A 15,700-nucleotide genomic window follows, 5' to 3' on the forward strand; every position below is an offset into this window, starting at 1 on the left:
TTAAATCCCTCCCTCTATTCGCTCGTCAGCCCCGGCGCCAAATCCCGGGTACAGGTATAAATCATTCACGTCCGGCTGGTCCGCGTCCGGGTCGGGGCGCGACCGGATCCAGCTGGTATGCCCCAGCCGGGTGGTGCCGCCCAAAGACGCGCGCGGCACCTCGTCGCCTGCCAGGATCAGGTTCACGTCCCAATCCAGAAAATCCCCGGCATATGAGCGCACAATCGCGCGCAGCCGTTTCAAAGCCTCGCCGCCCGGCAGCAGCCGCTCGTAATCGTCCAGTTTCAACGGCCCGATCCGGATGCGGAACTTGGCGGAGCGGCTCCAGACCTTGTTGCCGATGCTGGTGCTGTGCCCCAATCCGCCATAACCCAGCTGCCAGCGGTCGTCCGGCTCCAGTTCCAGCCAGCTGCCGACAAATTCCTCCAGCTGCACAGGCACCTCAAAAAACGCCGACAGGATCGACACCAGCCCCTCGGCATTCTTTGCACCCTTGGCCAGATGGCCGGCAAAATGCAGCTTGGCGAGATCCGGCATGTCGTCCCGGTCGCCGAATTTAAATCCGTTATAGCCGATCAGCGACGACACCTTGCGCGCCATCGGATCATCGGCCCGGTCAAAACTGACCGCCGGAGACCCTTGGGTCCAGGCCCGGTACAGCAGGCTCATCAGCCGGTGCGTCAGCATGTCGGCAAAGGCCACCATCGTCGGGTCGCGGTGGTTCCTTTTGCGGTCGCGGGCGTATTCGGTCAGATGCAGCGGCAGCGGCCCCTGCGGTCCGAACAGACCGAAAAACCGGTTGGTCAGAACCGCCGGTTTGCCCCCCTCGGCCGGTTTGAAATCCGCAATGGTCGAGGGCGGGAACGCCAGTTCCGCCTCTTGCCCCAAACGCAGCTTGTCCTCGCGCGGGCGGCGGCTTTCGCCCAGGCGCGGGGCATCATTGAAATGCGCCTCCAACACCCGCAGGGCTTGAAAAACATGGTGCTTTTCAGGCGCCATGGCCAATCGGCCATACAGGCTCAGATCGTCCGGCCGAGGCCCTTTTCCGGTCGCCATCTGGCAATTTCCCCGCGTTTTTCAGTCTTCAGGACTGTCTCCGTGAATGAGTTGATGCTGGCATAGCCGCGCATGAACCGCTCCAGCACGGCCCCCAGCACATAGATGTTGCTGCCCTCGAAATAACTCTCGTCAAAGCCCAGGGTGATCTCCAGCCCGCGCACAGCGGTTGACAGGATCTCGTCGCTCATCCGCCGCACAATGGGGCGTGCGCCCACCGATAGGATCCCCTCCAGCTGCTTTTCCGTCACCCGGTCGCCCAAGGGCGCATAAAGCCCGACCAGCTCGCGCAGCGCTTCCGCCGACTGGCCCTTGCCGGTCTCGGCAATCGATACGTAGTTGAGGCTGAGGTGCGAGATCAGCCGCCAGGCGGTATCGCCCTGCGCCAGGGTGGGATGCGGGCGGGTTGGCGACACCGGCAGCGTCACTTTGCGCACCGGCCCGCCTTCGGGCAGATGGAACACATCGTCATTGCCGGTGGCCAGCAGCATCGGCAGGTCGCGGTTGGTGCATAGCGCGTTGACCGCCAGCTGCTCCAGCCCCGAGGAATAGGGCACCTGCGACCGGTCCACCAGCGTCAGATAGACTTCCGACCCCAGGTAGGAACTGCGCACCCCGCGCAGACGTTCCTTTTCCGAGCGCTGCCGCATCCGCCGTTTGACGGTGTAATAAGCCGGGTGGCTTTCGCCCGCGGCGGTGAAATCATTCGCCGAATAGAACGGGCGGAAGATCACGTCGTCCTCGCCCTCGCCGCTGATCCCGACCACGCTGTTCAGCCCGTAAATCTCAAAATCCAGGCCCGCAGTCCGGTTCGGGATCACGTGGTGCTCGGTATCGATCGGCGCAATCCGCACCCGGTCGCAGCGTTTTTCAAACAGGTTCACGGCCGGCACCGTGTTCAGCTTGAACACATCAGGCACCACGATCGGGGCAATCTCCGGCATTCCCTCGCGCAGCAGGATATACAGATCCACTTCGTCGCCGGCGGATTTCTTCAACCCCTCCTGCAGCCCCTGCAGTTCCACAAAACGGAACCGCTCCGGCATTGCAAAATACTCCTGCAGCAGCCGATAGCCGTCATAGACCCGGCGCGGCAGCGGCAGCAGCGCCTCCTCCGGGCCAAAGCCTTTTTGCACCACTTTGGCGCCGCGCAATGGCAGCTGCCAATCCGCCCGCCGGTCGGTGGAGCGCGCAACAATTCCCTGCACCTGGGTGCACAGCAGTTCCAGCAGCGGCCAGCTGTTACCCGCCTCGCTGGTCAGATACAGCGACAGATCATCCAACCCCAGCTTGCTGATCGGATCGCCGTCAATCCGCTTGACCCGCAACCGGATGCCCGCGCGGGCGTCATATCCTGCGGCAACGCCCGCCGCGACCAGCTCGCCGCGCCCGTCGATATACTGCGCCTCGGTGATCTGGATCGGCCACATGGTCAGATCGGCAGAGGTGCGGAACTCGCAAGGCGTCTGCTCGCCCTCGGTCAGCCGCGACCGCAGGGTCGATCCGCGCTTCAGCACATAGCCGCTTTTGACCGCTGAATTCGCCACATCCGGCTCAAACGACGCAATCATCATCGACGGCGTCGGCGCCAGGTAATGCGGATAGATGATTTCCAAAAGGTTCGAGGTGAAATTTGGGTATTGCAGCTCCAGCTCCAGCTGGACGCGGGCAGTCAGAAACGCCGCCCCCTCCAGCAGCCGTTCCACATAGGGGTCCAGAACCTCAACCCCTTCCATCCCCAGCCGCGCCGCGATCTTGGGATAGGCAGCCGCAAACTCTCCGCCCATGTCGCGCAGGTAGTTCAGCTCGTTCTCGTAATGGGTCAGCAGCCGTGTATCCATCTTACAGGGCCCTTTCCATTTCCACTTCGCCGGTGGTCAGATCGACCTTGCTGCGCAAATACAGCTCCAGCGGCATCGGTTGCGCCCACATGTCGGCGCGGATTTCCAGCCCCACGGTCATCTCGGTCGCATCGGTCCCATCCTGCAGCCGCACATCCACCGAGCCTTCGATGATCCGCGGCTCATAGGTTGCAATCGCCTGTTTGATCGATTGGCGGATCGCTTCGGCCTTTTCACTGGTCGAGGCTTCGCCGGCCACTTCGATCAGCCCGTAGTTCAGCACCGAAGCCGACACCGACGGATATTTCTGCGCATCAAAATGGCTTTCGACATTCTGGGTGTTCAGCAGCCAGGACAGATCGCGCTGGATGATTTCCCGCAGCCGCGACAGATCGATAACCCGGCTCTCGCGGGTTTCCTTCTGATCGCCAGGTGCATTGTCGGTCAGCCGGTCCAGCAGCGACGGCTGCAGGCGCTCGGCCAGAGTTTTGTCAGCCATTCTCTATGTCATGCCCATCCATCCGGAGTGTGCGCACATCCATGATGGCAATATCTTCATCGCCGATCGCCAGCAGCCGCTGGCCAAGACCGGTGTAGGTTTCCGCGCCGGCATCCTGCCACACTGTGGCACGCGCCAGCATCGACAATCCGTCCGCCTTCTCGGATCCGGGGTAGCGCGTCGGGATCATCGCTGCCACCGAACCGCCGCCCGCCAGGGTCAGCGTGCCGGCGGTCCAGACCGCATCGCGCAAATCGCTCGGCTCCTCGGCCTCGAATGAGACGATCTGCGCAAACGGCAGCCAGTAGTATTTGCCGTTGATCACCGCCTCCAGCACCGGACCCAGCCGCATGTCGGCGTCCGCAATCCAGTCGAACTTTTTGCCGTTGACTTCGCCGGAACTGGCCGGGGCCGCATCAAAGGCCTTGGCGCGCAGCTCTGCCGCTTCTGTGGGATTGCCGGTTGCCAGCAGTTTCTGGGCTTCGATCAGATGCGCCAGCCATTCCTCAGGCTCGCCCAGGATCAGCGGCGATTTTTCACCGGCAAAAACCTTCTCGCGGTAGACCTCGCAGATGATCGCCTCACGGTAGGCCTGCGCCATCACCGTGGCACCTTCATCCAGCCCCGCCGCCGCCTTCAGCTGGGCAATCGCCCGGTTCCAGTCGCCCAGAACGCACAGCAGCTGAAACAGGAACACCCGCAGCTTGGCGTTGCTCGCATCACCCCGGATTTTTTGCTGCAGCGCCTCCAGCGCCGCCCTGGGATCACCAGCTTTCAGATGCTCTTCGGGTGTCATGGGGTCTACTCCGCAACTGGGGTGGATGCTGCAAATACGTCAGAAAAACAGACCCCGGGCATGAAATACGCCCGGGGCCAGCCATTGGTTTTACTCGACCTTGCCGGTCTGAACGTTCCACTTAAAGGTGCCTTCAGTGGTCAGTTTACCGGTTTTCTGGTTGGTCGATTTGTACTCATGCTCGATCGAGGCATAAGCCAGCGACCAGGTCTCTTCCGGGATGCCGTCTTCGCTGCCCGAGATCGAGTAGCTGTCGATCACCACGTCTTTCAGCTTCCAGACCGAATAGACCAGCAGGCCTGCGCTGGCGCTGTCACCCGACCGGCACCAATGCATGATGATTTCCGGGCGCACGGTGCCATTTGCCACCGACAGCGCCAGACCGTTGGACGCTTTGCCCATCTGCGAGGTCAGTTCGATTTTGCCGAAGTTCGAATTTGCATGCATCCGCTGGGTCGAACCCAGATCGGTCATTTCAACGGCACGCTCGACATTCCAGCTTGCGGACTGGATGACGATCCATTTCTTGTGCTGTTCTTCTGTGGCGTCACCATCGACATCCGAGATTTGCACAAACATATTAGCAGCCATTTTTCTATCCTTTCAATAACTAAGATCTCTACTGCGCTATGATCGTTTGAGGCTGGGGAGTGGAAAATCAGCCTCCCTTTTCCGAGGGCAGTTTGGATACCAGCCGCAGCGAGACAGAAAGCCCCTCAAGCTGGTAATGCGGGCGCAGGAAGAATTTTGAGGTGTAATACCCCGGGTTGCCCTCGACCTCTTCCACAACCACTTCGGCTGCGGCCAGAGGTTTGCGCGCCTTCTCGTTCTCCGAAGAGATATCCGCGTTGAAATCAACATAGTTGTTGATCCAGTCCTGCAGCCAGGATTCCATGTCCTGACGGCTTTTGAACGAGCCGACTTTGTCCCGCACCATGCACTTCAGATAGTGCGCAAACCGGCATGTGGCGAACAGATATGGCAGCCGCGCGCCCAGATTGGCGTTGGCAGAGGCATCCGGGTCGTCATATTCCGCCGGTTTGTGCAGTGATTGCGCGCCCATAAAGGTGGCCACATCGGTGTTTTTACGGTGAATAAGCGGCATCATACCGTTCTTCGCCAATTCCGCCTCGCGCCGGTCGTCAATGGCAATCTCGGTCGGGCATTTCTGATCGACGCCGCCATCGGTGGTCGGGAAAGTATGCGAGGGCAGGTTTTCCAGCGTGCCGCCGCTTTCCACGCCGCGGATCCGCGAGCACCAGCCGTACATCTTGAACGAGCGGGTGATGTTCACCGCCATGCCATAGGCCGCGTTGACCCAGCCGTATTTCTCGCTGGTGGCGCCTGCGGTGTCTTCCTCAAAGGCAAACTCGTCCACCGGATCGGTTTTCGAGCCATAGGGCAGACGGCCCAGGAACCGCGGCATGGCCAGACCGACGTATTTCGCATCCTCGCTGTCGCGCAAGGAGCGCCAGGCGGCATATTCCGGGGTCTGGAAAATCTTGGTCAGATCGCGCGGGTTCGACAGTTCCGACCAGCTGTCCATCTGGAACAGAGTCGGCTTGGCGCCGGTGATCAGCGGCGCATGGGCGGCCGCGGCGATCTTGGACATTTCACCCAGCAGTTCGATGTCCGGCGGCGAGTGGTCGAAATGGTAATCCGCCACGAGGGAGCCGTAAGGCTCGCCGCCCAGCTGGCTGAATTCCTCGGTGTAGATTTTCTTGAACAGCGGCGACTGGTCCCATGCCGTGCCCTTGAATTTCTTCAGGGTCTTCGACATTTCCTTTTTGGTGATCGGCATCACCCGGATTTTCAGCTGTTCATCGGTCTCGGTGTTGTTGACCAGATAGTGCAGCCCGCGCCAGGCGCTTTCCAGCTGCTGGAAGTCCGCGTTGTGCAGGATCAGATTGACCTGCTCGGTCAGCTTCGCGTCAATTGCCGACACAATGCTCTCGATCGAGCGCAACGCGTCATCGGACACCAGCGCGGTGTTTGCCAGCGCCTGCTCGGCCAGGGTTTTGACCGCGCTTTCAACGGCCGTCTTGGCCTGGTCCGACTTGGGGCGGAATTCCTTTTGCAGCAGGCTTGCAAATTCGGCAGAGCCAAAGGCGGCTTCACCAGCAGCGGCTTCCGCCTGGAGTTCTTCTTCAGCCATCTCTGTCCTCCTCTCTTATTCTTCGCTCTCGGCGTCGCCGCCGGGTTTCGGCTGCGCTGCCAGCGTCTTCAGCAGGCTCGGGTCCTGAATGATCTTCGAGATCAGATCCTCGGCGCCGGTCTTGCCGTCCATATAGGTCATCAGGTTGCTGAGCTGGGTGCGCGCTTCCAAGAGCTCGCGCAGCGGCTCCACCTTGGCGGCAATCGCGGCAGGCTTGAAATCGTCCATGCTCTCAAACGTGATGTCGACCGCCAGGTTGCCCTCGCCGGTCAGCGTGTTGGGCACCGTGAAGGCGGCGCGCGGCGCCATCGACTTCATCCGGTCATCGAAGTTGTCCACGTCGATTTCGAGGAACTTGCGGTCCGCAACTGCGGGCTGCTCCACTTCGGATTTGCCCGCCAGGTCGCTCATCACGCCCATCACAAACGGCAGCTGCACCTTCTTCTCGGCTCCATACAGCTCGACGTCATATTCGATCTGGACCCTTGGTGCCCGGTTGCGGGCGATGAATTTCTGTGAACTTCCGGCCATCTAGGTCTCCTTACTCGTCTTGCTTTCACGGTTGCCGCGGCCCGTTCCGCCGCTGCATATTCCGCGTCCGTCAGTCGTCGTCATTTTCGTCGATCCCGCCGATAAGGTGGACATTCTCCACCCCCTGCGGGGCCATGTCATTCATAATGGTGAGGAAGTCGGCCCCCACCAGTTTCTTCGCCCGCTCCAGCAGGATCGGCAGCGGGCTCGACGGCTCCCGCCGCCGGTAATAGGCAATGATACGGTCCAGCGCATTGGACACATCCATGGGCGAATTGATCACCCCCGGCGCTGCCGCCGCAGCGCTGCCGCCAGCAGCCGGCGCGGCCGCGCCGCCCTCGTCAGCCGCTGCATCCTCTGCAGCGCTGTCATCGCCGGCGCCTTCCTCAGCACTCATGTTAGCATACTCACGAATGCGTTTGGCGATCTGCTGCAGCAACTTGATCAGCGCACTCAGATCCGGGCCCTGCCCCGGTGTCTGCTCATCGAACACCGCTGAGATTGCCCGGACATTCTCTTCCGCCGCCACGATTGCCGCAAGCCTTGCAGACACGATTTCTTCGTCGCTGTCCTGAAAGGCCGCGCCAATAGTAGCCGTGTCCGGAATATGCTCCATGTTTTCGGGGGCGGTCACCACCCCTTCGGCAATCTCAATGTCGCGCAGGCAGAACCGGCCAAAGCCGCGGCTTTCGCTCAACGGCGCCCGGCGCAAGGAGCGGTAGAGCGGCGATGGCCCCGCCATCCCGTCCGGCTGGCCGCATAAATCCTGGATCGCATTGATCCGCATGGTCGGGTCGCCGTCGTCCTCATCCAGCTCCGGATGGCAGCTCTCCCAGAACTCCGCCAGGCAGCCGCGGATATAGGCGGTCGCATCGGCAAAGCCCGCCAGCCCTTCGGAATGCAGCAGCGCATCGCCCAGGAACACTGCAGCACGCAGATCATGGCTGCGCTCCAGCACTTCCAGCGCTTTCTTCTGAACTTCGCGGTAATCCGGATCCGTGGCCTCGATCGTCTCGTTGCCCACCACCGATTCTTCCCCCGGCTGGGCCGCCAGCTCCATCTCCGTGAAGGCTGGATCGTATTCGAGGTTCTCGCCGCTGGGCGCGTCGTCCCCTTTGGATTGCAGTAATGCTGCTGGATCCATTGTCTTGCTTGCCCCCGCTTTTTTTTCCGGTTTGCGGCTTTATTGACGTAACGTCAAGCAAACCCCCACCTTTTTCAGGTCCGGTGGTTAAGGTTGCCCTAATCTCAAACTAAAACTTGACCCCAAGAGAGCCTTATCGGCATCCTAAAGTCAAATGGTTTCACAACATTTTGCGGCGGACGAATAATGAGTATTGAGCGCATTTCCGGCAAGGAAGTCAAAGCGATGGTTCGCGAAGGAGCCAGGAAGCGGATGAGTTTCGCCTTCTGCCTGGACCAGGGCAAAGATCCGCTGCTGATGATCCAGCCAGGCAAGAAACCGGAAGCCCTGAAGGCCCCGATGAAAAAGGAAGGCGGCGGCCCGCCGATGGCCTGGGGCACCTATGTGGTGCGCTCCGGCGAGATGGAAGTGATCTGCGAAAGCGCGCCGCAGCGGATGGTCACCGAGCTGAAGAAATTCCTCAAACGCAACCCGGCCAAGGTCAACGTGCTGTTCTACGACGACGGCGGCAACCTGCTGGACAGCCTCAAACCGGAAGCGCCGGAAGGCCAGGTGACAGAGGAAGACGCCGCCGATATTTCCGCCTCCGGCATCGACGCCAGCGCCATCGCGCCGCTGAAACGCCGCCTGAAGCGCATCCAGCCCCGAATCTCCCTCGCCCCCGGCCCGCTGGAACTGAAACTCAAACGCGCCCTCGCCAAGTCCGTCAGCCTGATCAACGACGGCCGCCTGCAGGAGGCCGAGACGATGGTGGTGGTGATCGAACGCGCCGTTGCCCGCATCGGCCAGGACCGCGAGGATGAGGCCAAGTCGATGAAACGCGGCCAGCGCGAAATGGATCAGCGCAGCTTGGGCGCCCAGGTCAAACGCGCACAATCCTTGCAGGCCAATGTCGCCCGCGCGCCGGGCAAGGTCCGCGACCGCCTTGGCCGCGCCCTGCATGTGGCAGCGCGCCACCTGAAACGCCGCGACCTCGATTCCGCTCGCGACGCCATGGACAAGATCGAAAAGGCGCTGACCGCGCTGGTTTGACCCAACACCCCAATCCGCGCGCCGCGGGCTGGTCAACGATACCCGGAACCCGGAGACAGTAATGCCTTTGAAACGCCTGCTATCTGCCCTCGCACTCGCTGCCCTGCCGTTGGCGGCGGCTGCCGAAACCGGCCCCTTGCGGGTCGAGTTGAACAAGACCGAGGAGATCGACGGCGGCGGCTGCCGCGCCTTCTTCCTGTTCCGCAACCAGACCGGCAAAAGCTTTGAAGGCTTCGAGATGTCTTTGGCCATCCTCGACGGCCAGGGCGTGATCGACCGGCTGCTGTCAATCGACGCCGCCCCCCTGCCCGTCCAGCGCACCACCCTGAAACTGTTCGAGATTCCGGAAATCAACTGCGGCAACATCTCTGAAATCCTGCTGCATGACATCACCACCTGCCAGCCCCAGAACGAGGACCAGATGGACTGTTTCCCGATCCTCGAACTTGGCTCCCGCGCTGCCGCGCCACTGGTGAAATAAGCCATGAGCGGCACCTGGGAAATCCTCGGCACCGGCGGCCCGGTGATTGCGCTGCTGGCGCTGATGTCGCTGATGTCATTGACTGTAATCGCGGTGAAGCTGATCCAGCTTTGGCCAGTACGCTCCGGCCAGGCGGGCCGCGAACAGGCCCTGACCCTGTGGAAGGACGGCGACCGCAAACAGGCGCAGAACAGTATCGCCGCCGGAAAATCCCCCGCCGACCGGGTGATGGCCTATGCCATGCAAGCGCTGCAGGAAGGCCTGAGCGGCCCGCTTTTGCAAGATGAACTGCAGCGCCGCGGCAATGAGGAAGTGAGCCGGATGAACTCCCTCATCCGCCTGCTGGAACTCATCGCCATGGTCTCGCCGCTTTTGGGGCTGCTGGGCACCGTCCTGGGCATGATCCAGTCCTTTCAGGAGCTGGAACTGGCGCAGGGTGCCGCCAATGCCTCGGTGCTGGCCGGCGGCATCTGGCAGGCGCTGCTGACCACCGCCGCGGGCCTCTTGGTCGCCATCCCCGCCGCTGTCGCCGCAGGGCTGTTTGCCGCCCGCATCGACACCGCCGCGCAAGCCATCGAAAGCGCCGCCGGCCGCCTGCTGCTGATCGACGGGTTGCGCTGACACGGGGGAAGCTGCCATGATGATCAACCGGCCTGCCCGCCCCCGCGCCCTGATTTCGCTGGTGCCGATGATCGATGTCATGCTGATCCTGCTGGTGTTCTTCATGGTGACCTCCACCTATCTGAACCTTGACATGATCCCGGCGGTGAAACCCTCCCAAGTCTCTGCCGCCAGCACTCAGGCCCCGGCCGGCACCCTGATGATCCGCCTCGGCGCCGATGGCGTGCCAGTGCTGCGCGGGACCGCGCTGGACGCCGAAACTCTACAGGCCACCCTCTCCGCCGCCGTCGCCAAGGAACCCCTTACCCAAGTGGTGATTCTCCCCTCCGGCGCCGCCCGGACCCAGGCGCTGATCACGGTGATGGACACAGCTGCTCTGGCTGGCGTCACCCGCCTGCGCGTGCTGCGGCTGGAGGCGGCGCAATGAAGCTCAACCGGCCTGCCCGCAGCCCCCATTCTGAAACCATCATCGCGCTTATCGACGTGGTGTTTTTCCTGCTGGTGTTCTTCATGCTGATCGGCCGGATGGATGCCACCGCCCCGTTTGATGTGCGCCCCGCCACCGCCGTCACCGGCCGCGACATGCCCGCCGGCGGTATCACACTAGCGATCTCCGCCACCGGGGATCTGGCGCTGGACGGCGATGCCATCGCCCGCGGCGCCCTCTCCCCTGCCCTCTCGGCCCTGCTGGCAGACGACCCGGACCTGCGGCTGCGCATCAATGCCCATCGCTCGGCCGAGCTGCGCCGGGTGCTGCCACTGGTGGCCGAGGGCGAGGCGCTGGGGTTCAAGGACGTGGTGCTGGTGGTCACCCCGGAAACGGACGGATGAGCCGCGCTGCGGCCATATGGGCGCTGGGGCTTGCGGCCTCTGCCCTGGTCCACGCGGCAGGCGCCGGCGCGCTGCTGATCTCGCTGGTGCCGCAGCCCCTGCCGCAACAGCCCAGCCCGGAAAGCAGCCTTAACCTGCAGGCCCACCGCATCCCGCGTTCCGAAGCCGTGCCGCAGGTGGCAGAAGGTCAGCAAGCGGCTGAAAGTGAAGCACAAAGCCAGGGCCTGGACGCAGGCGCGGTCCCGCAATCAAGCGCCAGACCTCAGGCCCTGCCTGCGAACCGTCTTGCCTCTGCGGCTCCGGCAGCTGCCAGCCTGCCACCAGCTGCTGCCCCCTCGCCTGCAGCAAATCCCGCATCAAACACCGGGCAAAAACTTGCCGGCGCCCCGGCTCAGGCGGCAAGCCTGGCTGTCGCCCGCCCGGCCCGCCAGCAAGCAAAAACTGTTGAACCCGCAGCCGGAAAGGCTCTTCCTGCGCAGGTAGAATCACAAGCCGCGGCATCCAGTATGCCCGCGCCCGTGCTGCTGGCTGCTGCACAGGACCCTGCAACACCACTGTCACTTGCAGCCCCTGCGCTGACCGCCGCCGCATCAATGCAGCCGGATCTGGCCGCCTTGCCGCAGGCCGCTCCTGCCAGCCAGCCCAGCCTCCAAGCACAGCCCGAAAGCGCAGCACTGGCCGACGCCGCGCTCAACCCTCTGCAAACCCCCGCCGTCATCCCCGACGCGCCCCGCATCAAGGCGGCACTGGCCTTTCAGGGCGGCACCGGCGACATCGACCCGGCTTCCCTCGCGGCATTTCAATCCTTCATGCAGCCCGGCGATGCCGTGGCTGAAGGCAATCCGCTGCGCGACGGGGTCGCCGGCATCCTCTCCGCCGTGCCCTGCTCCCGGCTGCAAGTCGCCTTTGTGCCCGAAACTGCCACGCTCCAGGTCCGCGGCCACCTGCCCGAAGACGGACTGCGCTTGCCCGTTCTGGCTGCGCTTCAGGCCCGGATGGGCGCCGATATCACCGTGTCCGATCAGATGCGTCTGCTGCCCCGCCCGCAATGCGGCGCGCTGGCGGGAATTTCAGACGTCGGGCTGCCGCAAAGCACCGACCAGATCACCAATCCGCTGCTGGTCGGCACCGATGCCCATGCCCGGGTGCTTGATTATTCCGGCGGCGAGCGATTGTTCTTCGACCTCACCGCGCCGGACTACCCGGCCTATGTCTATGTGGATTATTTCGACGCCGGCGGCGCAGTGCTGCACCTGTCCCCGAACGAGCTGGTGCCGCTGGCAGAAACCGCCCCCAAAAGCGCCCTGCGGGTCGGTGCCAAAGAGGCCGGAGATCCCGGTCTGCAAATCAATGTCGGCCCGCCCTACGGCCAGGAAATCGCAGTGGCCTTCGCCGCCTCCCACCCGCTGTATGAGGGGACCCGCCCGCTTAGCGAACCGGCGGAACCCTACCTGGAATTTCTTCGCAGCCAGGTCGCAGCAGCCCGCGCTGAACATGCGGATTTCAAGGGCGAATGGGTCTATTTTTTGATCACCACCCACGCCCCGTAGCCGCGTGCCGCCCCTTTCCCTTCTTCCGGGTCAAAGGCTGCGCGAGCAGCCGCGCCCCAGGCGCGGTTCACCCTTGAGGCGGAAAAAGGGAAACACCATTGGAGATGGTGCCTTAAAGGCAAACCTGCCCTTAGGCACCTCTCAGCAGACCCCCGCGCTGTGCGTAGCACAGCGCCACGCCCAACGGCAAAGGTGCATTTTCAAATGCACCGGAGCAGGCGGGAGCCCTCCCCTGCCCTGCTCCAGCGGTTCTCCGGTCCGTTACTGGCAGCCGCCCGCCGCCCAGCTCTTCAGCGCCTGCTTCAATGCCCCGCCAAAGGGATGCTGCTTGCCCAGCGAACGCTGCATGTTGAGGCTGAGATAAGTATTCCCTTGGGTGCAAAGCCGCTCGCGCGTCCATTGGTGGCAGGAACTGCAGGCCTGACCTTTCCAATAACTCTCCGGCAGGCCCTCAATGGGCGGAAATGCGGGGGAACGGGTCACTGCCTCGGCCAGGGTCAGCCCGGCAATCTGCGGCATTTCCGAATGCAGCGGACTGGCGTAGGTGACCGGCCCAGCTTCGGGCAGCGGCACCGGCGCAGGTTCGGCCTTTGGTACCGCAGCAACCGCCGCGCCGCCGGCCTCCGGATCCTGGCTTGCCCCGGCGCGCATCGCCGCCAGTTCCACCGTTGCTATCTCGGCAAATTGGCCTTCGGGATAGGCCATCAGATAGGCCTCAAATGCTGCCTTGCTGCCATCGCCCTGTGCGGCTTCGAACATCGCCGTTTCAGCATCCGCAACAACCGGAGCCGAAGCCGCCGCCGGAGCTGCGGCAACTGGCGCACTGCCCTGCAGTTCTTCCGCCATCAGCTCGGACAGCAGCCCCCGTGCCTCATCCGCATGCTTCCCGTCGCCGTAGCCCCGCAGATACAGCATGATCTGCATCGCGTCCCGCGACGCCTTTACCGATCGCCATATCTGCGCTTCCTGCACTTCTGCCGCGCTCATCACCGCTTCCGGCGCGGCTTCGGCAAAGACAAAATCACTGACCAGCGAGGACGTGTCCCAAGGCGTCTGGCCGCCGCCGCTTTGCTCCAGCACTGCCCGGCGTACCTGTTTGAACACCTGCTCCACCGGTGCGCCCGGCACCACGATCTCGCGCGCCAGCGCCTCGGTGAACGGGCTGTTTTCCCCGGCCCCGTCCAGCGCCACATCGCCCGGTGCGGTGGCATAGGCCAGAAAGGTGCCGGTCGGCGCCTTCATTTCCGCCAGGCCGCTTTCATTCAGATCCGCCACCGCCTCAAACGGGTTGTTGCGGCAGGCATCCAGGATCACGATATTGGTGCGGTTGCGGGCCGAGGCCATCTGCCGCAAGACCGACTGCGCCTCCACCGCCATCAGGTCCAGATCCGCCGCATCCGCCAGCGCTACATCCACTGGCAGCAGATAGTTGCTGCCAAAGCTCTGCACCCCGTGGCCGGCATAGTAGAACAGGCCCGTCGCGTCTTCCCCTGCCCCGCGCAGCTTGCGCCCGAACTGGCCGATGGCCCGCTTCATTTCAATTTGCCGGGTATCCGCCGCCAGGGTGACATCAAATCCCAGCCCTTCCAGCGTCTGTGCAATCAGCCGGGCATCGCGCACCGGATTGTCCAGCGGCGAGACCGAACCGTATGCCGAGTTGCCGATCACCAGCGCCAGCCGCTCTTCTGCCAGAACTGTGGCACCCCAGCAGGCCGCCGCAACAGCCAGCACCATCAGCCGGACCCAAATCATCAAACCACGCACGCGCCTGCTCCAATTCTCGCCCCCGGTTTCTGTCCTGCGGGGCAGCTTCCCAATTGTTAAGGGTATTTGGTTACGAAACTATCGTGCCCTTGCGCCTGGCAGCAAGTGTGCTTTTAGTCTGGGCACATCTCTTTCGTCCCTGCCAGCTGGCAGGGATTTCACGCTGGCAACCCAAATGGATCGCGCATGTTCCGTATAACCCTTTCAATTTTAACAGTTTTATTCCTCCTCATCCGCCCGGCACTGGCTGCCGGCCCGTTTGAGCACGGCTGGCAGCTCAATCCCGAATCCTCCGCCATCCGCTTTATATCGATCAAAAAGGGCAGCATTGCGGAATCCAGCCGTTTTGCTGCATTTTCCGGCAGTATTTCCGATCAGGGCGACGCCAGAATCCAGATTGCGCTCGATTCCGTGGATACCTCCATTGACCTTCGCAACGTGCGGATGCGGTTTCTGTTCTTTGAAACCTTCACCTACCCCGAAGCCGTGGTTACCGCCCGGATCGACCCGGCCATGATCTCAGATCTTGCTGCCGTGCAGCGCAAGCGGATTGACCTTCCGGTCACCCTCTCGCTGCACGGGGTCAAAGCGGACCTGACTGTTCCGGTAGCGGTAACAGCACTGGGCAACGACCGCGTATCTGTTGCCACCGTGCAGCCTGTCATTCTCAAGCTGGAGGCATTCAACCTCAACCCCGGCCGGGAAAAACTTGAGGAAGCAGCAGGCGTCACCATCACACCCGTTGGCCTGGTCAGCATGGACCTGATGTTTGACCGCACCTCGCCCGGCAGCACGTCTGTCCCCGCGGGGACAGTCACCGCGGGCGCCGCCACCGCGCTGGAAGCCAGCGGCGATTTCAGCCGCGAGGCCTGCGCCGGCCGGTTCGAAATCCTGTCGCAAGGCCGCAGCGTGAACTTTGCCCCGTCCACCGCACGACTTGATGCCAACTCCCGCGATTTTCTGGAGAGCCTCTCGGACATCATCCGCCGCTGCCCCGGCATGGTGGTCGAAGTCGGCGGCCATACCGACAGCCAGGGCAAAGCCGCCTGGAACATGAAGCTGAGCGAGAAGCGGGCTGCGGCAGTTGCCCAGTACCTGCAGCGGATGGAAATCCCGGCCGAGCGCCTGGTGGCCGTCGGCTATGGCGAAACCACGCCGCTGGTGTCAAACAACACGGTGCAGAACCGGGCCAAGAACCGGCGGATCGAGTTCAAGGTTTTGAACTGACGCGCCGCTGATCCGCAAAAATATCCACCTGTCCCCGCGGGGACAGCAGTGGAAAGCACCAAGGCCCGGCTCCCCGCCGGGCCTCTTTTTTTGGGGCAAATCCCGCTCTCTTTGTCTTGAGGCAATCATCTGTCCCCGCGGGGACAGGCAGATATTCCACCTGCATGACCAC

Annotated in this window: 16 protein-coding genes; 7 read left to right on the plus strand and 9 right to left on the minus strand. The window is 62.8% G+C overall.

Annotated features, from left to right (window positions below):
* From tssG to tssA, 8 genes are all read right to left on the minus strand, one after another.
* Positions 1-1,056 (minus strand): type VI secretion system baseplate subunit TssG, encoded by a 1,056-nt coding sequence (gene tssG / locus L1069_RS03460; protein ID WP_237454799.1) that lies wholly within the window; start codon positions 1,054-1,056, stop codon positions 1-3.
* Positions 1,020-2,897, minus strand: a complete 1,878-nt coding sequence (gene tssF / locus L1069_RS03465; RefSeq protein ID WP_129373179.1) for a type VI secretion system baseplate subunit TssF — start codon at positions 2,895-2,897, stop codon at positions 1,020-1,022. The genes tssG and tssF overlap by 37 nt, the downstream gene beginning before the upstream one ends.
* A 1-nt stretch (position 2,898) precedes the next feature.
* Positions 2,899-3,396, minus strand: coding sequence for a type VI secretion system baseplate subunit TssE (gene tssE, locus L1069_RS03470; protein ID WP_129373178.1), 498 nt, complete (start codon positions 3,394-3,396; stop codon positions 2,899-2,901).
* On the minus strand, positions 3,389-4,192 hold the full coding sequence (locus L1069_RS03475; RefSeq protein WP_129373177.1) for a type VI secretion system accessory protein TagJ: 804 nt from the start codon (positions 4,190-4,192) through the stop codon (positions 3,389-3,391). The genes tssE and L1069_RS03475 overlap by 8 nt, the downstream gene beginning before the upstream one ends.
* Positions 4,193-4,282: 90 nt before the next feature.
* On the minus strand, positions 4,283-4,783 hold the full coding sequence (locus tag L1069_RS03480; RefSeq protein ID WP_129373176.1) for a type VI secretion system tube protein Hcp: 501 nt from the start codon (positions 4,781-4,783) through the stop codon (positions 4,283-4,285).
* A gap of 67 nt (positions 4,784-4,850) precedes the next feature.
* Positions 4,851-6,347, minus strand: a complete 1,497-nt coding sequence (gene tssC / locus L1069_RS03485) for a type VI secretion system contractile sheath large subunit (protein ID WP_129373175.1) — start codon at positions 6,345-6,347, stop codon at positions 4,851-4,853.
* A 15-nt stretch (positions 6,348-6,362) separates the two neighbouring features.
* Positions 6,363-6,878 carry a type VI secretion system contractile sheath small subunit gene (tssB, locus tag L1069_RS03490; protein ID WP_129373174.1) on the minus strand — a complete coding sequence of 172 codons (516 nt, stop codon included), beginning with the start codon at positions 6,876-6,878 and terminating at the stop codon, positions 6,363-6,365.
* A gap of 70 nt (positions 6,879-6,948) precedes the next feature.
* Complete coding sequence (gene tssA, locus L1069_RS03495; RefSeq protein ID WP_134831699.1) at positions 6,949-8,022, minus strand: type VI secretion system protein TssA; 1,074 nt, start codon at positions 8,020-8,022, stop codon at positions 6,949-6,951.
* Positions 8,023-8,208: 186 nt separating this feature from the next.
* Here tssA and L1069_RS03500 point away from each other — a divergent pair, with 186 nt between their 5' ends.
* From L1069_RS03500 to L1069_RS03525, 6 genes are all read left to right on the plus strand, one after another.
* On the plus strand, positions 8,209-9,054 hold the full coding sequence (locus L1069_RS03500) for a hypothetical protein (RefSeq protein WP_129373172.1): 846 nt from the start codon (positions 8,209-8,211) through the stop codon (positions 9,052-9,054).
* Positions 9,055-9,115: 61 nt separating this feature from the next.
* Entirely contained in the window at positions 9,116-9,535 is a 420-nt protein-coding gene (locus L1069_RS03505) for a hypothetical protein (RefSeq protein ID WP_129373171.1), read from the plus strand.
* A 3-nt stretch (positions 9,536-9,538) separates the two neighbouring features.
* Positions 9,539-10,156: a MotA/TolQ/ExbB proton channel family protein gene (locus L1069_RS03510; RefSeq protein ID WP_237454800.1), complete on the plus strand. Its 618-nt coding sequence runs from the start codon at positions 9,539-9,541 to the stop codon at positions 10,154-10,156.
* Positions 10,157-10,172: 16 nt separating this feature from the next.
* Positions 10,173-10,583 carry a biopolymer transporter ExbD gene (locus L1069_RS03515; RefSeq protein ID WP_237454801.1) on the plus strand — a complete coding sequence of 137 codons (411 nt, stop codon included), beginning with the start codon at positions 10,173-10,175 and terminating at the stop codon, positions 10,581-10,583.
* Entirely contained in the window at positions 10,580-10,987 is a 408-nt protein-coding gene (locus tag L1069_RS03520; RefSeq protein ID WP_237454802.1) for a biopolymer transporter ExbD, read from the plus strand. The genes L1069_RS03515 and L1069_RS03520 overlap by 4 nt, the downstream gene beginning before the upstream one ends.
* Positions 10,984-12,537: a DUF4384 domain-containing protein gene (locus tag L1069_RS03525; protein ID WP_237454803.1), complete on the plus strand. Its 1,554-nt coding sequence runs from the start codon at positions 10,984-10,986 to the stop codon at positions 12,535-12,537. The genes L1069_RS03520 and L1069_RS03525 overlap by 4 nt, the downstream gene beginning before the upstream one ends.
* Positions 12,538-12,798: 261 nt before the next feature.
* Here L1069_RS03525 and L1069_RS03530 read toward each other — a convergent pair whose 3' ends face one another.
* Positions 12,799-14,301, minus strand: coding sequence for a caspase family protein (locus tag L1069_RS03530; protein ID WP_343328037.1), 1,503 nt, complete (start codon positions 14,299-14,301; stop codon positions 12,799-12,801).
* A gap of 186 nt (positions 14,302-14,487) precedes the next feature.
* On the opposite strand from L1069_RS03530, the gene L1069_RS03535 reads away from it, so the two are divergent.
* Positions 14,488-15,528, plus strand: a complete 1,041-nt coding sequence (locus L1069_RS03535; protein ID WP_237454804.1) for an OmpA family protein — start codon at positions 14,488-14,490, stop codon at positions 15,526-15,528.
* The last annotated feature ends 172 nt before the right edge of the window (positions 15,529-15,700 follow it).

Source organism: Leisingera sp. MMG026 (assembly GCF_021654205.1).
In the GTDB taxonomy this organism is placed as follows: Bacteria; Pseudomonadota; Alphaproteobacteria; order Rhodobacterales; family Rhodobacteraceae; genus Leisingera.